22 protein-coding genes are annotated in these 21,304 nt (G+C 47.7%); 19 read left to right on the top strand and 3 right to left on the bottom strand.

Annotated elements, in window-relative coordinates:
* Positions 1–88 precede the first annotated feature (88 nt).
* The 16 genes from ABGV42_RS14400 (at position 89) to ABGV42_RS14325 (ending at position 14,415) form a co-directional block, all read left to right on the top strand.
* A complete protein-coding gene (locus ABGV42_RS14400) occupies positions 89–508 on the top strand; it encodes an organic hydroperoxide resistance protein (RefSeq protein ID WP_347382245.1) in 420 nt (139 codons plus the stop codon).
* Positions 509–714: 206 nt separating this feature from the next.
* Positions 715–960 carry a zinc ribbon domain-containing protein gene (locus ABGV42_RS14395; RefSeq protein ID WP_024629326.1) on the top strand — a complete coding sequence of 82 codons (246 nt, stop codon included), beginning with the start codon at positions 715–717 and terminating at the stop codon, positions 958–960.
* A 150-nt stretch (positions 961–1,110) separates the two neighbouring features.
* The gene (locus tag ABGV42_RS14390) at positions 1,111–1,389 is read left to right on the top strand and encodes a hypothetical protein (protein WP_175398259.1); all 279 of its coding nucleotides are present in this window, start codon (positions 1,111–1,113) and stop codon (positions 1,387–1,389) included.
* Between the two features lie 148 nt (positions 1,390–1,537).
* Positions 1,538–1,960 (top strand): thiol-disulfide oxidoreductase DCC family protein, encoded by a 423-nt coding sequence (locus tag ABGV42_RS14385; RefSeq protein ID WP_347382244.1) that lies wholly within the window; start codon positions 1,538–1,540, stop codon positions 1,958–1,960.
* A 97-nt stretch (positions 1,961–2,057) separates the two neighbouring features.
* Positions 2,058–2,921 (top strand): DUF6612 family protein, encoded by an 864-nt coding sequence (locus tag ABGV42_RS14380; RefSeq protein ID WP_347382243.1) that lies wholly within the window; start codon positions 2,058–2,060, stop codon positions 2,919–2,921.
* Positions 2,922–3,150: 229 nt separating this feature from the next.
* Positions 3,151–3,534: a VOC family protein gene (locus ABGV42_RS14375; protein ID WP_347382242.1), complete on the top strand. Its 384-nt coding sequence runs from the start codon at positions 3,151–3,153 to the stop codon at positions 3,532–3,534.
* Between the two features lie 179 nt (positions 3,535–3,713).
* Positions 3,714–4,934 carry a ParA family protein gene (locus ABGV42_RS14370; protein WP_347383245.1) on the top strand — a complete coding sequence of 407 codons (1,221 nt, stop codon included), beginning with the start codon at positions 3,714–3,716 and terminating at the stop codon, positions 4,932–4,934.
* Positions 4,931–6,238 (top strand): CpaF family protein, encoded by a 1,308-nt coding sequence (locus tag ABGV42_RS14365; protein WP_431523619.1) that lies wholly within the window; start codon positions 4,931–4,933, stop codon positions 6,236–6,238. Before ABGV42_RS14370 ends, ABGV42_RS14365 begins: the two co-directional genes overlap by 4 nt.
* 63 nt (positions 6,239–6,301) lie before the next feature.
* The gene (locus tag ABGV42_RS14360; RefSeq protein ID WP_347383243.1) at positions 6,302–7,021 is read left to right on the top strand and encodes a type II secretion system F family protein; all 720 of its coding nucleotides are present in this window, start codon (positions 6,302–6,304) and stop codon (positions 7,019–7,021) included.
* 12 nt (positions 7,022–7,033) lie between these two features.
* Positions 7,034–7,903 (top strand): type II secretion system F family protein, encoded by an 870-nt coding sequence (locus ABGV42_RS14355; protein ID WP_347382241.1) that lies wholly within the window; start codon positions 7,034–7,036, stop codon positions 7,901–7,903.
* 11 nt (positions 7,904–7,914) lie between these two features.
* Positions 7,915–8,103 (top strand): Flp1 family type IVb pilin, encoded by a 189-nt coding sequence (locus ABGV42_RS14350; protein ID WP_347382240.1) that lies wholly within the window; start codon positions 7,915–7,917, stop codon positions 8,101–8,103.
* The gene (locus ABGV42_RS14345) at positions 8,087–8,761 is read left to right on the top strand and encodes a TadE/TadG family type IV pilus assembly protein (RefSeq protein WP_347382239.1); all 675 of its coding nucleotides are present in this window, start codon (positions 8,087–8,089) and stop codon (positions 8,759–8,761) included. Before ABGV42_RS14350 ends, ABGV42_RS14345 begins: the two co-directional genes overlap by 17 nt.
* A 91-nt stretch (positions 8,762–8,852) precedes the next feature.
* On the top strand, positions 8,853–10,970 hold the full coding sequence (locus ABGV42_RS14340) for a hypothetical protein (RefSeq protein ID WP_347382238.1): 2,118 nt from the start codon (positions 8,853–8,855) through the stop codon (positions 10,968–10,970).
* Positions 10,971–11,001: 31 nt separating this feature from the next.
* Positions 11,002–12,033 carry a TadE/TadG family type IV pilus assembly protein gene (locus ABGV42_RS14335; RefSeq protein WP_347382237.1) on the top strand — a complete coding sequence of 344 codons (1,032 nt, stop codon included), beginning with the start codon at positions 11,002–11,004 and terminating at the stop codon, positions 12,031–12,033.
* A gap of 19 nt (positions 12,034–12,052) precedes the next feature.
* Entirely contained in the window at positions 12,053–12,565 is a 513-nt protein-coding gene (locus ABGV42_RS14330) for an A24 family peptidase (protein WP_347383242.1), read from the top strand.
* A 56-nt stretch (positions 12,566–12,621) separates the two neighbouring features.
* The gene (locus ABGV42_RS14325; protein ID WP_347382236.1) at positions 12,622–14,415 is read left to right on the top strand and encodes a DUF6382 domain-containing protein; all 1,794 of its coding nucleotides are present in this window, start codon (positions 12,622–12,624) and stop codon (positions 14,413–14,415) included.
* Here ABGV42_RS14325 and ABGV42_RS14320 read toward each other — a convergent pair.
* Both ABGV42_RS14320 and ABGV42_RS14315 read right to left on the bottom strand, forming a co-directional pair.
* The gene (locus ABGV42_RS14320; RefSeq protein WP_347382235.1) at positions 14,404–15,315 is read right to left on the bottom strand and encodes a TIGR01777 family oxidoreductase; all 912 of its coding nucleotides are present in this window, start codon (positions 15,313–15,315) and stop codon (positions 14,404–14,406) included. The two genes, ABGV42_RS14325 and ABGV42_RS14320, sit on opposite strands and share 12 nt — an antisense overlap.
* 144 nt (positions 15,316–15,459) lie before the next feature.
* Complete coding sequence (locus ABGV42_RS14315) at positions 15,460–15,930, bottom strand: DUF2621 domain-containing protein (protein ID WP_095360610.1); 471 nt, start codon at positions 15,928–15,930, stop codon at positions 15,460–15,462.
* 167 nt (positions 15,931–16,097) lie between these two features.
* Between ABGV42_RS14315 and ABGV42_RS14310 the strand changes: the two genes are divergently transcribed.
* A complete protein-coding gene (locus ABGV42_RS14310; RefSeq protein ID WP_347383241.1) occupies positions 16,098–17,225 on the top strand; it encodes a deoxyribonuclease IV in 1,128 nt (375 codons plus the stop codon).
* 22 nt (positions 17,226–17,247) lie between these two features.
* Positions 17,248–18,141: a formyltetrahydrofolate deformylase gene (gene purU, locus ABGV42_RS14305; protein WP_347382234.1), complete on the top strand. Its 894-nt coding sequence runs from the start codon at positions 17,248–17,250 to the stop codon at positions 18,139–18,141.
* 74 nt (positions 18,142–18,215) lie between these two features.
* Here the strand turns inward: purU and ABGV42_RS14300 are convergent, their stop codons facing one another.
* Positions 18,216–18,695: a hypothetical protein gene (locus ABGV42_RS14300; RefSeq protein ID WP_347382233.1), complete on the bottom strand. Its 480-nt coding sequence runs from the start codon at positions 18,693–18,695 to the stop codon at positions 18,216–18,218.
* 422 nt (positions 18,696–19,117) lie between these two features.
* Between ABGV42_RS14300 and tkt the strand changes: the two genes are divergently transcribed.
* On the top strand, positions 19,118–21,160 hold the full coding sequence (gene tkt, locus ABGV42_RS14295; protein ID WP_347382232.1) for a transketolase: 2,043 nt from the start codon (positions 19,118–19,120) through the stop codon (positions 21,158–21,160).
* Positions 21,161–21,304 lie beyond the last annotated feature (144 nt).

Below are 21,304 nucleotides of genomic sequence, written 5' to 3'. Positions count from 1 at the left end.
TTGGTGACCGGAATCCGTTTCAAAATAAGCCAGAAGTTTAAATTGAATTGTAGGCAGCAAAAATATTCGAGTAAAAGGAGAGATTCTAATGGAAGCTTTATATACAGCAACTGCAACAGTTAAAGGTGGACGCACTGGTTCGGTAACATCTTCAGATGGTGTGCTTAAACATGATCTGAAAATGCCAAAAGAGCTGGGTGGACCCGGTGGTGAAGGTACGAACCCTGAGCAGCTCTTTGCAGCAGGATACGGTGCATGTTACGAGAGTGCTCTAGCCAACGTGGCGCGTAAGGCAGGTATTAAACTGGAAGATGTGGTTGTAACAAGTAATGTATCCATTGGAAAAGACCCTGCGGATGACGGATTCCAGTTGTCGGTCCGGCTGGATGTAAGTATGCCCGGTGTGGACCATAGTCAGGCAGAGGATCTGGCTCGCAAAGCTCATGATTTTTGCCCGTATTCCAAAGCGACTCGCGGCAACATTGATGTCGTACTGAACGTGGTATAAACCTATACTCGCTGGAGTAAAGGGAGAGATAAATGAAAGCAGGCTATCCTGGATACCTGTTGTTCGGTACAAGCCCTGCTGGCAAACGGCAGGGCTTTATATTTTAAAATCATATGAAATGCAGGAGATTGCAGGTCAGATCGCGTACTCTTTTACATAATTATACTCTTGCTTCATGCCAGGCATCTGATAAAGGGGGAATGCAAATGAGTATTGAAGAGATGATTGAGCGAAGGTTTGTATGTACGAAATGTCGGGGAACGGATTGCAACATTAAGGAAGTGTCCATGTCGGGGGCTGGTCTTAGCAAAATGTTCGACATTCAGCATAATCACTACTTGTTCGTAGCCTGTTCCTCATGTGGCTATGTGGAAGTGTTCGACCCCGATGTATTGAAAGGCAAAAAGCAGGGTCAGGTAGGAACGATATTGGATATTTTGTTCGGCGGATAGAGTGGCATAACTTGGTGGGCATGGAATCAATTCATAATAAGCTGGAAGGTTAGTCCTCCCTGAGTTGACATCGAACTAAAATTTCTTTAATATGACTTAGTACTGAGAAAAGTCATGCAGGAAACAAATTTGAAATGACAGGTGATATCCATGTCTTATAGACCAAGTATTGCAAAATTGCAAGTAGCCAGCAAAAACGAAAAAGACGGATTGTATGAATTTACGATGAAGCTGGTAGATGGCACACAGTGCCGCGTATTCTACTCCAAATCTCCGGAATGGAAGATGACAGCGATCAGCCGTCTGCAGAAAACGCCTTGTCCAGTATGCCGCAAAGATTTCATTTGCAAATGCATGGACCAGTGGGCGGGAGACCTGCATCAACAAATGATTGAAGATGAGTGGATGGAAAAGGCAATTGCTGAGTAATTGTCCGAACAGATACGAGCGTAGGCTTTAGAGCCTGCGCTCTTTTTCTATTCTACTTTTGATTTGTATAATTATTGTGATAGCCGAACGTGAAGGGGAAAAGTGGGTAAGTTAATCTAACAGCCATATATGAGGAGGCCTCTTGATTATGACATCAATTCGAGCGGATCAGCATCAGGGACACCCCATTGTACTCGTGGACGGGGTTTGTCACTTTTGCCAAGGATTAACCAAATGGATTATCAAACGTGATCCGGAAGGAAAATATCATTTTGCATCGCTCCAATCCGATGTAGCCAAGGACTTGCTGAAAAAAGGAAACCTGTCTACAGACAGCATGGATACGTTTGTACTTATTGAAAATGACCGTTACTATACACGTTCTACCGCTGCACTTCGGCTGGCCAAAGGTCTGAAATTTCCATATCCATTATTATATGTCTTCATCCTTGTGCCCAAATTCATTCGTAATGCTGTATATAACTGGGTTGCCCGTAATCGCTACCGGTGGTTTGGCAAGGATGAAGCATGTATGCTGCCGACACCTGACATCAAGAATCGCTTCTTGTAAATCATGCTAGCGCAACGGTATATACAGCAAACATGATTAATAAAGGAAACATTTGGGTAATGGATACGGATCATATTTATTTTGGGAGGAAAAACAGTTGAAGAAGTGGACTACATTGATTATCGGGGCATTATTGGCAGTAAGCCTGACAGCATGCGGAGACGATGCAGATAACAGCACTGCAACGCCGCCGGCTGGCAACGAAGCAACAAACGAAGGGAATACGCCTGCAGAGCAGCAGACACAAGTCCCTACATTGGAAGAATTGATTACCAAAACGAATGAAGCAGCCAAGGAAATGAAAAGCTTCTCGAGCGATGCAACCATTGATCAGAATCTGAAGCTGGAGGGTGGCGAGCAGTCACAGGATCAGCAGGTTAAAACATCACTGAAGATGGATATCATCAAAGATCCGATGATGATCTATCAGGAGATGAAGATGGAAATGTCCGGGCAGGAAGCACAAAACGTGAAACAGTACATTACTTCCGATGCCATCTATTCGCAGGTGGGAGATCAATGGGTCAAAATTCCCGACGATCAAACGAAGCAGCTAATTGAGCAAATGAAATCAAGCTTGAACCCGGAAGATGAATTGGATCAATTCAATAAAATTGCGGAAGACACCAAAATTACCGAAGAGGGCGACAATTATGTCATTAACGCAGACGTATCCGGTGATAACGTGAAGGAATTGGCTCAATCCGTTATGGAGCAGAACGGAACGGACGCCCAAACACAAGCCATGCTTGAGCAAATGAATATTACAAGTATGCAAATGAAATATATGGTGAACAAGGAGACGTATCTTCCTGTGGGTACGGACGTAAATATGGTGATGGAGATGGAGCAGGAAGGCCAGAAAATCACGATGAACATGAAGATGACCAGCACCTTCTCCAACCATAACCAAGTAGAAGAGATTGAGATTCCACAGGAAGCATTGGATAGCGCGAAATAGGGAGAGATAAAGCTTGCTAAAAGCATCCCCTTTTTCAATGCATAACGTGGTGTCAAATTTGAAAACATCTTAGATCCAAGTATGAGTGAACCCAGAGAGGTTACCCGCTTGGATCGAAGGTGTTTTTCTCTTTGCCACAACTGGTCAGGAAGCACGAAGGTATAGTATAGTCGTGTAAGCGATTAACTTTTTTTATTAATATCATATGACTTGGAAGGAGAATTACGCGATGATTGAATATGCTCATATACATCATGTTAGCCTGGCTGTGCGTGATCTGGATGTTGCCAAGCAATTTTATACCGGACTGCTGGCTATGCAGGAAATTGAACGTCCGCCTTTCCGCTCTACAGGCACATGGTACGCGATTGGCAGTCAGCAGCTGCATCTGCTCCAGCATCCGCAAGGACATACGCTTCGTGAGGCGGGAATTGATACGACGGATGGTCACTTTGCCATCTGGGTGAAAAGTCATAAAGAAACGATAGCCTGGCTGGAAAAGCAGGGGATTGAGTATGAAGCGAGACCGGATAGTGTGGCCGGATTTGCACAGATCTTTGTCCTCGATCCAGACCGCAACATTATTGAATTTGATGCACCTTATCATTCATGAGGATGGCATCGTATTATTGTTAATTGTATAAATCGCTTGCTCGTCCAGAAATTGTATGCTATATTATCCATACATTCATAGCACGTGACGGAAGCACCGTCCATTATCTGCATATTTTATGCGGATCGTGGTCGGTGCTTTTTTGTGCTTTTTTACAGGGAGGGAAGAAGAATTTGATTGTGCTGAAGGCCGTTCTTGCTTCAAAAGACAAGGAGTATATCAGTGCATGGCTTGACTTTGTGCAGGGGAGTTCGTTTGGTGCATCGATGCGCTTTATCGCCTTTTCACAGTGGGAATCGTTCCAGGAGTATATGCATGAACATGAAGGAAAGGAACTGCCGGATCTGGTTATTGCTGAACCTGAGTTTCTGAATCCCTGGCTGGAGAGTATGGGCGAAGGGACGGGTGTGCCTTGGCTGCTTCTCAGTGAAGGTGATGAGGATGTGGAGGAAGACAAGCGGTTAATGAAATATCAACCTCTGCCTGCATTGTTGGATTCGGTTCTGAATGCAAGCCGGCAGCCGCGTCGCAAAAAGGTGCATCGTCCCGGACAGCAAACCATTTCCATTGGGGTGGTGTCAGCTTCGGGAGGAAGCGGCAAGACCGCAGTGGCACTGCATATGGCGAAGCAGCTCGGACTGGCAGGCTACGCCGTGCTCTATCTTAATCTGGAGACGCTGGATAGCGTGCTGCCATTCCTGGAGAAGGGATTATCCCGAAGTGTGCAGCGTGTGGCAGATGTGGAAACGGGGCTGTCCCGACTGCTGTATGATCTCAAGGTCGGGAGGAAGGAATCGGGCAAGCACTGTCAGACGACTACCCAGGCTCCTTCCAAGGGCATCGATGATTATGTGCTTCGTCATGAGGGACTGAAGGCAGATGTGTTCTGGCCATTATCGAACCGGAAGGAATTGCTGCAGATGTCGTGTGAAGATACGACGGGGCTCCTTCATTATTTGTCTGCTTCCGGACAGTATGACGTGTTAATTCTGGATGGAGATTCTGGTTGGGATGGACGCAGCCAAGGTATTTTGGAAGCGGCAGATGCCTTGGTATGGCTGGTTGAAGATGACCTGTCCGCCATGCATCGCTGGGGACAGTGGCTGCAGCATGCGGAGCGGACTAAGCCTGACTTGGTTGAAAGTGTGCTGGATCGTGCCCGCTTTGTCGTGAACAAATACCGGGACAGCGTAGTCAATGCTGTTCCACGGCCTGAGCTGCAGTTGGATGCGGTGCTGCCTTATATTCCTTCCTGGAAGCAGCTTCACCAGGAGGAAGTAATGCTAAGCTCTCCCATATTCCAGCGTGAGGTGAAAAGGTTGTGTGCCATGCTTGTACAGGACGGAGAGGATAATCTGAAGCTGACGGGTCGCATCCATAAGGGAGATGGGTGGGCATGATGAGTGATGCATCCCATAGCGTTTTGGACCGTGAAGAACAATATCAGAACATGCGCCGCGAAGTCAGGGCAGGCCTTGACTTAACGTATTCAGCGGGGGACAAGGAACTATGGCAGGGGATTGAGCGCAAGGTGTTATCTGATCCTGCACTGGATGATCTGACCTCTGGAGAACGACATGCGCTGGTACAAAGGCTGTTTGATTCGTTTCGTGGGTTGGACATTCTTCAACCGCTAGTCGATCATCCCGATATTTCGGAGATTATGATTAACAGTCATCGGGAGATCTTCGTCGAGCAGGAAGGGGAAGTCCACCAAATCCAGCTCGAATTCGAATCCAGAGAACGGCTGGAGGATATTATCCAGATGATCGTATCCGGGGTGAACCGGATCGTGAACGAGTCGTCCCCCATTGTGGATGCGAGGCTAAAGGATGGTTCACGGGTCAATATTGTTTTGCCGCCGATTGCGCTGAAGGGTCCTACCATGACCATTCGGAAGTTCCCGAGTGAACCGATGACCATGTCGGACCTGATTGGGAAAGGTGCCCTGCATGAGGAAGCGGCAGAGCTGCTGCAGCAGTTGGTGCGCAGCAAATACAATATCTTCATCGGGGGCGGAACGGGTTCAGGGAAAACGACTTTTCTGAATGCATTATCACAGTTTATCCCTGCGGATGAACGGATTATTACGATAGAAGATTCCGCTGAGCTGCAGATTGTCACGGTGCCGAATCTGGTGTCGCTGGAGACACGTAACGCCAATACCGAGGGCAAGGGTGAAATCTCCATCCGGGATCTGATCAAGTCCTCCCTTCGGATGAGGCCAAACCGCATTGTGATAGGTGAGGTGCGGGGTGCGGAGGCACTCGATATGCTCCAGGCCATGAACACCGGGCATGACGGAAGTCTATCCACTGGGCATGCCAATAACATCCCGGACATGATCAGCAGATTGGAGACGATGGTACTTAGCGGGGCCGAGCTTCCCATTTCGGTTGTGCGGCAGCAGATCAGCTCGGCAATTGATGTCTTTGTTCATCTATCCCGGCTTAGAGACCGTTCGAGGCGAGTAACGGAAATCAGTGAAGTCATTGGCATGAAGGACGGGGAAGTGCTGCTGAACCCGCTCTTTCGTTTCCAGGAGTGGGAAGAAAGGGAAGGCAAGATTATTGGAGGCTTGGTACAAGTCGGTAAGTTGAAGCAGGTTGAGAAAATCCAAATGGCCGGGCTTGGGGATTGGCTGAGTGAATACATAGCACGGTACTACAGAGAAATAGAAGAATCAGATAACAACGTGAATTAAAGCAGTTGGAAGGTGATTAGGTTGGGTGAGTCCAGACAGGCGCTAACGGATTACACCGTATACATGCTATCCGGGAGACAACGGACCGTCTGCATGTTGATTAGTGGACTTCTATTCTTCGGTGTCGGTATGTTGTTCTATCATCACTGGCTGGCAGGGGTGATATTGGCTGCGGGATGCATATGGGTGCCAAAACATTGGACAAAGGTACTGCTGGAACGAAGAAGAATGACGCTTAGTCTACATTTTAAACAAGCGTTATATGCGTTATCCTCCGCACTGGCTGCAGGGAAATCCGTGGAAAATGGGTTTAAGGAATCGGTTGAGGATCTGCGGATGCTCAATCCCGAAGCGGATACCGACCTCATCCGGGAGTTTACCATTTTGCGGACAAGAATGGAGTATGGGCAACCGATTGAGGAGGCGCTGCAGGACTTTTCAGACCGGGCTAACATTGAGGATATAACGAATTTTGCAGATGTATTCATCACGTGCAAGCGGACTGGTGGAGATCTGGTCGAGGTGGTTCGCCGAACCTCTGCAGTGATTGGCGAGAAGCTGGACATCCAGCAGGATATCATGGTCGCCGTGGCACAGAAAAGGTTCGAGTCCAAGGCGATGTTTGCCGCGCCTTTTATTTTTCTTATTTTTTTGAATTTGACGGCCAAGGATTTCATGGAACCACTGTATAGCGGTATGGGGTATCTGATCTCCAGCGGGGCTTTGGTATTGCTCGCCTGCTGTTATCTGTGGATTACACGCATTATGGATATCAAAGTATAAGGAGCTGATTCGATGCTGCTTCCCGTTATATTCGGAGGTTTGCTCGGAGCAGGGTGGCTGGTGCTGGACCGAACACGAGGACAGACCTACCGGCATCTGCGCAAACTTCATATGGAAGGATTGCGTCTGAAAAAACTGCATGGTCCCTTTCTGTTTTTACTGGACAGATACGAGGTAGGCCGCAGATTGCCCGTTCTGATGTACCGCATGCAGCATGCCATCCAGAAAATGTACGGCCTACAGCACAGCGGAGAGAAAACGATGCTCTATAGTGCAGAAATGCTGACGTATGCCTGGCTGATGCTGCTTGTGGGCTGTCTGTTATCACTCGTTGGTGATATGGGAAATGGAGGTCTGTTAGGCGGGCTTTCCCTGGCTGTTGCACTGCCTTTTGCACTCTATAAAGATCTTCATACCAAGGTACAGCGAAGAGACCAGGACATTCTTATGGAGCTGCCCGAGTTGTTAAACCGGATTGTGCTGCTTGTAGGGGCAGGAGAAACCGTGCAAAGGGCTATCGTTCACTGTGTTGCGAGTCAGGGGGAGCGTGACCATCCGCTCTACAACGAGCTGCGAAAGACGGTCGGCGATTGGAATAATGGGTATTCTTTTCAACAATCGTTTGAACAGTTCAGCCGCCGCTGTGGTGTGCAGGAAGTTACGATTTTTACAACGACAGTACTGCTGAATTTCCGGCGTGGGGGAGGTGACTTTGTACTCGCGCTGCGGGATCTCTCACATGTGTTGTGGGAGAAACGCAAGGCTGTCAGTCGGGCAAAGGGAGAACAGGCTTCTTCAAAGCTCGTGTTTCCGATGGTACTGATCTTTTTTACGATTGTGGTCATGATCGGAGCACCTGCTTTTATGATGATGAATATGTAGGGGGAATAGGAATGCGGGAATTAATGAAAAGCAAAGCAAGTACATTTTGGAACGAAGAGGACGGGCTTGGAACGCTGGAGCTGATTCTGATTATTGGCGTTATCATTATTATTGCGTTGATTTTCAAAGATCAAATTAAAACCTTGGTGACTCGCTTGCTTGGTCAAGTTAGCAAGAAGAGCGATGAATTCTTTGAGTAAACGATTCAAAAGGGAAGATGGAAGCTTCACGATCGAGGCTTCCTTGGTCTTCCCGGTGGTGCTGTTTGTTCTCGTGTTAATTCTGTTTTTCTCCATGTATATGTATCAAAAAACCTTTTTAAACCAGCATGCATATGCAGCATCGGAACGAGCCGCCTACAGTTGGGATAACAGTCACAAGCAGGCCATGACAGGTGAGGTAGCGGCAGGCGAACATGACAATCTCTACTGGAGATTAACGGATGACCGATTGCTCGGCGCTCTGTTTGGCTGGGCTGGCGCGGATCATCAGATCAGTGTTCCATTGCCCGCAAGTGAAGGCGGGAGCCTGACTGAGCAGAAGTTGTCCCAAGCCGTTCAAGGCATGCCGAGTGGCATGCGCGGAACGATCGAATATCAAAATTCTTTGGTACAGCGAAAAGTGACAACTGAGCTGGAGCAGGTTATTTCCTTGCCGCTACCTTCTTTTTTGTTTGATTCGGGTAACCGGGTTCTGACGCAAGGTTCATCAGCCGTTGTCGAGCCGGCGGAATTTATCCGAACGGTGGATCTGGTCCGTTATTATGCTGCCAAATTTAAAGGGAACGGCAGCGGGGCAACCGGAACAGCAGCTGAAGCAGGACAGGTCCTGCAGCATTTTGGCAAAACCAAAAAGTAGAGAGAGGAGGAGAGCGGCGCTGTTCAGAAAAAAAGACGGTGAATCAGGTGCTGTAACCCTGTTCTTGATCTTAATCCTGGCGGGCATCTACATGTTCGTAGCGGTATTCATTGATTATGCCCGGATAGCCGCCTTCAAAGTTCAGTCAGAACGCATGGCCCATGCAGCTATGAGATCGGTGATGTCTGCTTATGATACTTCACTCAGGGAGTATGGCCTGTTTGGCTATGGAGACAGCAGTGGTGAAGCCATTATGGCTAAGGTGCTGAATGATAGCGTGAAGCCATCCGATGTGAAGAACGGATTCCCCATTCTGGATATTCAGTGGGATACAACATCCCTGAGCATGGAGCGGGAATTGGGCAGGTATGATATCTTCAACCGCCAGATTCAGGAGGATATGAAATATCGGGCTCCGGTTGACTTCACGTTAGAGGTGGTCAATCGTTTCAAGCCGATGTCGGAGGAAATGAAAGAAGCCGCGCATACCGTAGACTTGCTCAAAAAATTACAGAAGCTGTATGACAAACGCGAGGAATTGCTGGATGAGGCGATAGCCAATCAGATGGATTCGGGCAATAAACTGAAAGATCTCCCAGCTCTGATTATGAACCCTCCTTCACCTGCCATTTACGATGAAATGATGGAAGAAACACCGGAGACTGCTGCCGAGATCGCAGCACGTTATACGGATTACTTGAGCAAAAAACAAGCAGACGAAGGACTGCCATTCAATCAGCAGCAGTATATCCTGGAGCTGGCTCGTTACCGGACAGGCGTTGGTAATGTGGTGACCGGCATTAGTATGGTTCTTCAACCGGCACAACAGGCTCATCAGACGAAACTGGAGGAAGCTCAGAATCTAGTTGAAGAGGCGCGCAAACTCAACGAGGAAATGAAGCGGGTTATTGCTGAAGGGGAGAACCGATCGCAGAATGTGAGTTATGAAAAAGTAGGGAATTCATCCCTCCCTGGGCAGAGTCCACCTTCTACCGGATCGGGCAGCGAAGCCAAAAGTACACGTTCACTTGCCTCTGAGCTGGTAAGAGCAGATTCCTTGTTCGATAAGTTAAATGAACATATCCGTTCCCAAACTTCAGATTTTAATCATGTTAGAAAAGACAGTCTTGAGCTGAATACACAGCTTCGCAATGTGACGGGTCAGAGTGGTGTGCCTGTTAAGCAGGCAGTAAGACAGGCAAGTCAGGTCACAGAACGATACATGGACACTTATGTACGAAGTGGCGCTTCCAATGTCATTCTTCAAAGCAAACAGCTGCTGGAGGAAGGTCGGGGATCTGATGCGCAGCGCAAGGCGAATGATAAGGAGTCCAAGGGAAAATTAAAGGACGTAAAGCGCATATTATCACAGATCGAAAAGGGACATTCGGGATCAATGGAAGCATTCAAGCAGTTGGAGCAGTATTACAATGCCAACATTGCATTTAACCAGGCAAGCCGGGGGGAGGCCAAAAAGGCAGAAATTGCAGGTGATCCTTACGATTCAGGCGGTGACGCCATGAACGGAATGGACAGTTTATTTAGCGGAATGTCTGGTTTGCTGGATAGCCTTGGGGATGAATTATTCCAGAATGAATACGCACTCGCTTATTTCAATTCGATGGATTTTGGACAGTTACTGGATTGGACTGAAGGGGGCGGAGATTCGAGTGAAGTCTTCAAATTGGAGAATCAGGAGCTGGAGTATATCATCTATGGGTTTCACAATCCTTCAGGTAACATAGCTGCTGCGTATGCAGAGATATTTGGTATGCGCTTGGCGATTCGAACTGCAGAAGGATTAATTGAAAACAGTAAACTCGGCAATCCCCTTCTGGTGTTATCTGCTGCAATTTTATACGGAATTACCCACGCCATAGCGGATATGGTGAAACTCTCCAAAGAGGGTAGTGTGGAATTGTCCAGATATATCAAGGTCAAGCTTACATACAGGGATCATCTAAGACTATTCCTATTAATGCATAGTAACAATGAACGTAAAATGTCCAGAATGCTGGCTTTGATCCGGCTGAATACGGGCGAGAATCCCGATGAAAAACAAACGTATGCATCAGGAAACATACGCAGCAGCGTAAAATTATGGTTTTTGCCTGGAGTGATCGAAAGTATAGGTGCCGTTATGGGGAATGCAGATCAGGTCGAAGATGGCCGATTATTCATAGAACGGAAGACGGATTATTCCTATTGAATCATGCAGTACTTTTTAACGTGGAGGGATTATGGAGAAGCAGGAGCTACAACAAAAAGAAGGTGTGCGATGGCTGCTTCGATTATCATGGTTGCGCAAACTGGAAAAATTGAAATCTCTGCAGAAGCAGACATGCTCTTCAAAAAAGGAACAAGGCAGCATCGTATTGGAAGCTTCGCTCGTTCTGCCTGTGTTTCTGTTCTTTGTCATGTTCCTTGTCTACATCGTACAAATGACACTGATCTCGACAGCTCTGCAAAGTACAGCGGGTGAAGCTGTAAAGCAGCTCTCCGCCAAGATCTATCCAGTCTCTCTTGTCTTCACTCCCTCTGATTCGGCTGGGGGTGGAGAGAAGGGAAGCGGCTGGAAAATACCAGAGCTGTCTCTGACGGAATGGGCTGAAGAGTATGCCCCATCACTGCCGGAACCGCTAAGCAATTGGGTGCGTGCGGCTGCAGCCAGTGGGGAGCAGCCTTTGCAGGAGATTAAGACATCCGTTATCGAGACTGTACTGGATCCAGCTGTAAAACCTTTGCTTCAACCTTTTATAGATCCGGTATTGCTGGATACCGAGCGATTACATGTGAACGGGATATCTGTGCCGGATCTCAAAAACAAAACCAATCCGTATTTCAGGCTGGAGCTAAGTTATGAACTGCCGATTAAAGTGCCTTTCCTGGGCAAACCATTACGAATCCAGGCTGCTGCCGCTGAACGCGTATGGATCGGAGACACGGGAGAAGGTTCAAGCCCTGGTGAGGGTGATGGGAATGCTTCAGGTTCAGTAACTGTGTTATCCAAGCCGGAGCCTGCCTACATAGGCAATAATGCGACAATCAAGGTTCAGGTGGAGCCTGGGGCCACTGCAAACCTAACGATATTTTACAAGTCGGGAGAAAGCACAGCTAAACATATTGGCTGGGCGACTGCCGATGAGAACGGCGTAATTGAGTGGAACTGGTTTGTAGGTACTCGTACGACGGAAGGGACCTGGACATTTGTAGTGGAAACAGCTGATGGCAGCAAGACAACAACCGAGTTTAATGTAGCATCGAGAAAATAGTGATATGGATAGAGGAGTGATGGGGGTGGAATGGTTCATTATAGCCTGTGGCTTATATGTGGTGGCTGCCTTTGTAACCGATGTACGATCCATGAAAATTCCGAATCTGCTGACCTTGCCCGTGACCGCTTTGGGTGTGCTGGCCCATGGAATCTGGGATGGATGGGAAGGGTTGTTGTTCTCTGCTGCCGGGTTCGCAGGATGTTTTGGCATTTTGTTTTTGATGTACGCTATTGGAGCAGTAGGAGCTGGCGATGTAAAACTGTTTGGCGGGATTGGGGCGTGGACAGGCATCGCTTTTGGGATTCACGTAGTCGTGTATTCTGTTCTGTATGCCGGGGCAATCGGCCTAATTATTCTGTTGTTCCGCAGGGATTCAGCCAAACGGATTCGTAACATGGCCGGTGGGCTTGCAGGCTTTTTCATGCTGGGTTCGCTTAAACTGGTCAGCAAGGAGAAAACGTTGAAGTTCCCGTTCATGCTGGCTGTATTGCCAGGTTTTATTAGTGCCTATGTTTATATGATTTCATAAAACGATACAAGACAAATAAGTTAAATATGAATTTAAATCGGAAAGAGAGGATTGGCATGTATGGATTAACAAAAGATTTTATACGGAACGGCGGAGCATTTATGGTTTTGGAAAAAGCCGAAGGATTACGGATGGACGAATTAAGCCGTGTACAGACGGGGATGATGTTCTCCAATGATATTCCACGTTTGCTGCCTCTCCACATTCGTGAGATGGATCGGAATGTTACTCTTCAATATGATATTTCCGGGTACAAAATGTTATCCCAGATTTTAAAGGCAGGCCAAATCAAACTGCGTGTGCTGTACGGTCTGTTGTTCCAACTCGCAGACACCTTCACGGAATGCCGACAATATATGCTCGAATCCCGTAAGCTAATGCTGCAGGAAGATAGTATATTTGTAAAAGGTTCACTGGAGCAAGGGGAGCTGGGTATGGTTTATGTACCGATTCAGGATTCGGTGGCTGCAGATCCGACTCCGGGGCAATTCCGTGAACTGGTCATCCGGCTGATGGCTCATGTGCAGGAATTGCAGGGTGAAGGCATTCAGCGGGTTCTGCAGCTATGTGATCACGAACGGTGGGATATCGGACAACTGCGGGAATTATTATTGGAACTCTACGCGGATGAACAAGCGGGACCCGGTAGCTCTACATTCTTGTCCTCACGTGGCAGCGAATCAAGAGAGAGTGGGACAGTGAACGAACGTTCTGTTTATGTTGAATATGAACCTGAGCTTTCGAAATTGCCACGGTTACATAGACAAAATGACCACTCGAAGCCTGACCAAGACAAAATGCAGGCTGAAAAGTATTCCAATTTTCGTCAACAGCCGGATGCAAGGTTAGAGCAGGAAGGGGCGAAAAGTAACAGGTTCAGTCCAAACTTCCTGAGCACACGTCCCTCTAGAGAAGTTTCATCCCCTTTTGCAGACAGGACTGATCAAGCAGTAAGCAATTCTAACGAAACTACGTTTGATGAGAACATGGAAATGGAACAAAAGGCTGGAACATCGAAAGTGACGTACATTATTCTTATTTGCATGGTTGGTATAGCTCTGGTATGGAGATTCGCTTACATGGAGCAGCCCGGGCAGACACCTATGATAATATCCATCGTTCTAAGTGTCGCCTTATTAGCGGTTGCTGGCTGGGCTTGGATTAGCAAGGGGAAATTCGGCATATCCAAAGCGGCAGGGCTCAAAAAGATTGATCAAGCTTCTTTGCTGAAATTAGGTAATAAAAGAACTAAAAACGAAGAGGAAGCAGAGGAGTTATATCAGGAGAGCTGGCGCTGGAACGCTTCAGAGCCGAAGATTGACAATGACCCATCTGTACAGGGTTATGCGAGTACAACCCTGAATTCGCGATTTCAACGTTTACATACCGAACCCGAATCAGAACCAACACCCATGATCCAACATTTCGATCATACCACTGCACCAACGTCTGAGCTGACTCGGAATGAGCATGGAACGGAGGCAACAGTAAATCTGCAAAGTATGACTGGGGAAGCGGTAACGGGCGCAGGTCCTGTAACACCATCCTTTTATCTGGAACGTCGATCAAAGGCAAGTGACCGAAATGAGCGGATGGATGTACAAGGAGCTTCTTTTGTCATAGGCAGATCGGCAGAGATGGTTCAGTGGGTGGATTCGACAACCGGTGTGTCCCGTGCTCATGTGGAATTGAGCCGGAACAAATCGGGCTATGTCATTAAGGATCTGGGTTCTGTGAATGGAACCCTTCTGCAGGGCAAGCCTCTTGCACCTTATAAGGAGTATCCACTGGAAGACGGGGACACGTTCACTCTGGCAGAGTCCGTCTACACCTACCGTTCAGTCGGATAATCCGCGATGTTTCAAGTCTTCCAGGGCATCGGTTAAGGTTGGAAAGGTGAATTTGAACCCGTGATCCAGCGCCTTCTGCGGAATGACACGCTGCCCCTGAAGCAATACAACAGAGAGTTCTCCGACCACTGCTTTAATCAGGAAACCGGGGACCGGGAACCAATGCGGGCGATGATAGACTTTGCCAACTATACGTCCAAACTCGTCATTGGTCACGGGATTCGGAGCGGATGCGTTCACCGGGCCCGAGATTTCCTTATTATGTATCGTAAAATCAATAAGCCTTACAATATCCAAGATGTGTATCCAGGTGGTCCACTGTTTGCCACTGCCGATTTTGCCGCCTACACCAAGCATATATGGCAGCTTCATTAACGGAAAGGCTCCTCTTTTATGACCAAGTACGAGGCTGACACGAATTTTGACCAGTCTCACATCTAGGATAGCATCTGCAGCGATCTCCCATTGTTCGGCAACTCGAGACGGAAAGTTCATTGATTTTTGCGGGGAATTTTCATCAAATGTCTCCGTAGGGGAGGTTCCGTAAATAGCCATGGCGGACGCCTGTACAACAACTTCCGGTTTATGTTCAAGTTTATCCAGCAGCCGGGCTACCTTGGATACAGTCGTTACCCTGGATTCCACAATTTCCAGCTTGGCCTTGGTCGTCCAGCGCTGATTCAGTGTTTCCCCGGCAAGGTTAACCAGAGCATCCAATCCTTCAAGCAAATGAGGCCTTTCCTCAAGCTGTTCCCAAGATATATATGTAAGGCGTTCTCCGGGATCATGAAGATCAGGCAGTTTGCGCGTGATTATCTGAACCTGATGTCCTGCTTGCAGCCAGTAATCCACAAGTGCACTTCCCACAAATCCTGTTCCTCCACATATAGCAATGTTCATGCTTCAGCCCTCCTTTGTGAACTTCATAAATGACGGATCAACAAACAGCCCCGGCGGTAAGCAATGCCTGTCTGCGAATGACTTACCTGATGGAGCTCGTGTGTTGGAGATGAGTGTGGTAGTCCGTCCACAATTGAAACGTTCTTATTTATTCATCAGATGTTTATAAGGCGAGTAGTCAATTTGGTTTTTCTCCAAAAATTTGACCAGAAACTTATTATCACGCTTCGGTGTGGCTATAATGTATCCTTTGATGCAGTGATCTCGGGACACCTCGGTTGCCTTGTTCTCAACAGCGATCTTGCCAATCTCTGCTGCAATGGAATGTTTGGCGATATCGCGAAACGGACCGGGCACGGGCTCTACGAGTTGATCCAGAAAAGCCTTGGCTTCATCCGTCCACAGGTGGCGGCTTGTTTCGACCCAGTAATTTTGCCAGTCCAGTTTGGATTTGCCGTCCGCTTTTGGGAGCACTTTCAAAAACTTGCGCATCATAAAAAATCCACCAATACACATGCTGCCTAGCAAAAGAAAAGTCCAGAATGCGATCGTGTTCATAAACCAGTTGCTGGGGGAACTGCTGACTAACGTCATCGCGTAGGAGCCGAAAATCATTACGGAGTCACCTCGGTTCATTGATTTTCACGGAAAGACGGATTCCGCCCACCATGTTCCAAATTAGCTGTAAAAAATAGCCTGTAACCCGAATTATAGCGCATTTCTAGATTTATTTCGATAATCGCGTTAGAATAAGGGATAATTCAGAAAAAGGGGGATCAATGATGCTGAAAATCGGCTCCCATGTGTCCTTTTCGGACAAGGGATTATTGAGTGCAACGAAGGAAGCGTCCTCGTACGGTTCCAGTTCGTTTATGATATATACGGGTGCACCGCAGAATACGCGCCGCAAGCCTATTGAGTCCATGTATATCGAGGAAGGCAAGCTTGCCATGCAAGAAGGCGGAATGGAAGATATTGTTGTCCATGCGCCATACATTATTAACCTTGGTTCCTACAAAGAAAACACGTATGAACTGGCTGTAAGCTTCCTTCAGGAAGAAATTCGCCGTACGCATGCCATTGGTGTCAAAAATATCGTGCTGCACCCCGGCGCTTTTACGGACAAGGATGCTCATTATGGCATTGGACGGATCGCCGAAGGTTTGAATGAAGTGCTCGATGGTGTCAAAGAGACCGATGTTAAAATTGCCCTTGAAACGATGGCTGGCAAAGGGACCGAAATGGGCCGCAGCTTCGAAGAGATCGCACAGATCATGGAGAAGGTTACGCACAACGAACGTCTCGCCGTATGTATGGATACATGCCATATTCATGATGCAGGCTACGATATCGTGAATGATCTGGACGGTGTGCTTGAGCAGTTTGATCGTACAGTAGGGCTTGACCGCATTACCGTAATGCATATTAATGATAGTAAGAATACTGTTGGTGCGCGTAAGGACCGTCATACACCTATTGGTTCCGGCTGGATTGGTTTTGAAGCGATTAACCGTATCGTTCATCATGATGCGCTTCAAGGACGTCCATTTATTCTGGAGACACCTTGGATCGGTAAGGAAGCCAAGACACAACGCCCAATGTATGAAGTGGAAATTGCATTGCTTCGCGGAGATGTGAGTGGCCGATTTGGTCCGGAATTCCTGACAGAGGTGGAGCAGCTGCAGCACTTCTTCAAAGGAAAAGAAATTGACTCCCGTTCCTATATTCTTGACGTTTGGACGCTGCTCAAGAACGATGCGAAAGCCAAAAAGGCAGATCCGCGTGAACCGCTGGAGCGGTTGTATGATCTGGTAGCGGAAGCCGCGTTGTTCCCGCACTTGAACGAAGAGCAACTGAATCATCGCTTGATTGCCTGGCTTGCAGGTAAAGAACTGCTTGTCACGGCTTAATTGAAGGAGGAAGAATAGCCCGATGGAGATTCATGCAAAACAAGTACGTCCTGATTCCAAAAACCGCGCCGATCGGGCGCGGATGCTTATTTCCTGTCCAGACGGACCAGGAATCGTAGCTGCCGTATCGCACTTCCTGCACCAGCATGGTGCAAACATCGTTCAGTCGGACCAATACACCATGGACCCGTCTGGCGGCATGTTTTTCATGCGTATTGAATTCGACCTGCCGGAACTGACAGCGAGTCTGGCCAAATTGGAAGCTGATTTTGCTGAAGTGGCGGAACGCTTCAAGATGGAGTGGTCTCTCTCTGCGGTTAGCCGCAAGAAGAAACTGGCCATTTTTGTATCCAAGGAAGATCATTGTCTTGTTGAATTGCTGTGGCAATGGCAAGCTGGAGACCTTGATGCTGACATCGCTCTCGTGGTAAGCAATCACCTGGATATGAAGGAATACGTGGAATCATTCGGCATTCCTTATCATCATATTCCGGTAACGGCTGACACGAAGAAAGAAGCAGAGCAGCGCCAGCTGGACGTCATCGGTAACGATATTGATGTGATTATTCTTGCACGTTATATGCAGATTATCTCTCCGATGTTCATCGAGCATTACCGCAACCGGATTATTAATATCCATCATTCCTTCCTTCCGGCATTTGTCGGTGGTAAACCGTATGCTCAGGCGTACAACCGTGGTGTTAAGATTATCGGAGCAACAGCACATTATGTGACCGAAGAACTGGACGGCGGGCCGATTATCGAGCAGGACGTTCAGCGCGTAAGCCATGGAGATGACGTGACTGAATTGAAACGGATTGGACGTACCATTGAGCGCGTTGTACTTGCACGTGCGGTAAAATGGCATGTGGAAGACCGGATTCTGGTTCACGAAAATAAAACGGTTGTATTTTAGCTTTATGCTTTAATACTGTGCAAGGTTGATTCGGAACCATATGAATTGTGTATGATAAGAAAGGCGATTTCCTATTAGCAAGCCAGGGAATCGCCTTTTTGCCTTTTCCATACCCGTCCGCATACGCCAAGAAGGATACCGAACAACAGATGTCCGATGAGCCAAAGCAATATGGCATGGAAATCCATTAAGCCGGGGACTCGTGAAGATAACTGGGAGAGCGGAATATACAGCAGGGAAGAGAACACACCGAGCAAAACGCCTTTAACCAAGGGGAAACCGGAACGCTGAATCCACCAGAAGTAGAAGATGCCGATGATTACAGAAACAATGAGATGGAGTGTGAATTCAAGCCATTCAGGCAACATTGACGGAAGCCAAGGCACAAAGTCGACATTCAGAAGCAGGGTGTATACCTTTTCGCCTGTGTAAGCCTGAGCCCCTTTAAGAAAAAAACCTAGGAATACGCCAGTGATGATGCCTGTTAAAGTCCCCGATATCCAGGGTAATGGATGATTTAGCGACTTTTTCCGCATAGCCTGAGGTCCTGACATGAGGCAAGCCTCCTTTCTTTCTGAAAGTAACGCAGTCGCAGTGATTTCGAATCAGAATCATGTACGATTCCATTTCAAAAAAACTTCGGGCTGTAAAAAGTGTATGGTTTTCCGGTTAAAGGTTATACTTCATCCGATGGATTAGCGAGGCTTGCCAAGCCGGACATGGGCTCAGATGCTCTACCGAACACCTTTTATTCTGCGCTGGAATAAACCCGCCTCACCCACAAACAACCGAATTTTCCGGAACTTCTAAAAGAAGGTTATGGAAAAGCTTCACGCCAAGTGATACAATACAAAAGTGAATAAGTCAAAATGAAACATTCAAGCGGATTCACTTATTGTTATATACGGTTTGCTTGTATGATGAGAGGGATTCGCTTGCGCACCCGACTTATCTAAAGACATGAGGAGGACAAACCATGACTGACAAGAACGAAGCGATTCAAAAGGACGAAAACAACACAATCGACAACCTGTCGATTACGACTGTACGTACTCTGGCAATTGATGCAATCGAGAAAGCAAAATCTGGACACCCGGGAATGCCTATGGGCTCCGCTCCAATGGGATACCAACTTTTTGCAAAAACGATGACACATAACCCGGACCACCCAACTTGGGTTAACCGGGACCGTTTTGTGCTGTCTGCAGGACATGGTTCCATGTTGCTGTACAGCTTGCTGCACCTGAGCGGCTACGATCTTCCTATGGAAGAATTGAAACAATTCCGCCAATGGGGAAGCAAAACTCCGGGTCACCCGGAATTCGGACATACTGCAGGTGTTGACGCTACGACTGGACCACTGGGTCAAGGGATTGCAATGGCTGTAGGTATGGCTATGGCTGAAGCACAACTGGGCGCAACTTACAACAAAGATAAATTCAACGTAATCGACCACTATACTTATGCAATCTGTGGTGACGGTGACCTCATGGAAGGCGTATCCCACGAAGCAGCTTCCCTTGCTGGACGTCTGCACCTGGGCAAACTGATCATGTTGTTCGACTCCAACGACATCACGCTTGATGGTGAGTTGAACCTGTCTTCTTCCGAAAGCATCGCAAAACGCTTCGAAGCTTATGGCTGGCAAGTGCTGCGCGTAGAAGATGGTAACGATCTGCCTGCAATCGAAAAAGCAATTCAGGAAGGACAAGCAGATACACTGCGTCCTACACTGATCGAAGTGAAAACCGTTATCGGTTATGGTAGCCCGAACAAACAAGGTAAAGGCGGCCACGGCGGTACTCACGGTTCCCCACTGGGTGCTGACGAAGCCAAATTGACCAAAGAATTTTACAAATGGGTTTACGAGGAAGATTTCCACGTACCAGCTGAAGTTCGCGATCACTTTGCTCAAGTCAAAAATCGTGGTATCTCCGCAAACAAAGCTTGGGACGAGAAATTCGCTGAGTACAAAAAAGCATTCCCTGAGCTGGCAGCTCAGTTCGAAACAGCAATCAACGGTGACCTTCCAGAAGGTTGGGACCGCGATCTGCCTAAATATGCTGCAACAGACAAAGCTCTTTCCACTCGTGTTGCTTCCGGTAATGCACTGAATGGTTTGGCGCACAACGTGCCTCATCTGACTGGTGGATCTGCTGACTTGGAAAGCTCCACAATGACACACCTGAACAACATTGCAAACTTTGCTCCAGAAGATTACTCTGGCCGCAACATCTACTTCGGTATCCGTGAATTCGGTATGGCTGGAGCAATGAACGGTATGGCACTGCACAGCGGTGTGAAAGTATTCGGTGGTACATTCTTCGTGTTCACTGACTACCTGCGTCCGGCTGTTCGTCTGGCTTCCCTGATGGGTCTGCCTGTGACATACGTCCTGACTCACGACAGTATCGCTGTTGGTGAAGATGGTCCTACGCACGAGCCAATTGAGCAACTCGCATCCCTGCGTATCATTCCTAACCTGACAGTTATTCGTCCGGCTGATGGTAATGAGACATCTGCTGCATGGGCTTATGCGCTTGAGAACAAGAACAACCCGGTAGCACTCGTACTCACACGTCAAAACTTGCCGATCTTGGAAGGAACAGTAGAAGGATCCCGTGAGAACGTTAAACGCGGTGCTTATGTTGTTTCGGATGCAAAAGACGGCAAACCAGTAGCACAAATCATCGCTACAGGTTCCGAAGTGCAATTGGCTGTCAAAGCTCAAGCTGCACTGGCTGAACAAGGTATCCAAGTTCGTGTAATCAGCATGCCGAGCTGGGATCTGTTCGAGAAACAGGACAAAGCGTACAAAGAATCCGTCCTGCTTCCGGATGTTAAGGCTCGTCTTGCGATTGAAATGGCTTATCCAATGGGCTGGGAGAAATATGTTGGCGATCAAGGCGACATTCTCGGAATCAGCACATTCGGTGCTTCCGCGCCTGGCGACCGTGTTATCGAAGAGTATGGCTTCACAGTCGATAACGTGGTTAGCCGCGTAAAAGCGTTGCTGTAATAGCTTGAAAAACGCTGCTATGGATGGAACAGTCCATCTGTTTTATTCATAGCAGCAAAGTTATTTCGGGCAGAGAAAGGATGAGGATTCATCCTGATCTGTTTTGCCTTTTGTTTTCATTAACTTCAGGGGGAGCGGGTACGC

The sequence above is a fragment of the Paenibacillus pabuli genome, from assembly GCF_039831995.1.
In the GTDB taxonomy this organism is placed as follows: Bacteria; Bacillota; Bacilli; order Paenibacillales; family Paenibacillaceae; genus Paenibacillus; species Paenibacillus pabuli_C.
The sequence above is the reverse complement of the archived record's forward strand: the minus strand, read 5'-3'. Positions and strand labels throughout refer to the sequence as shown.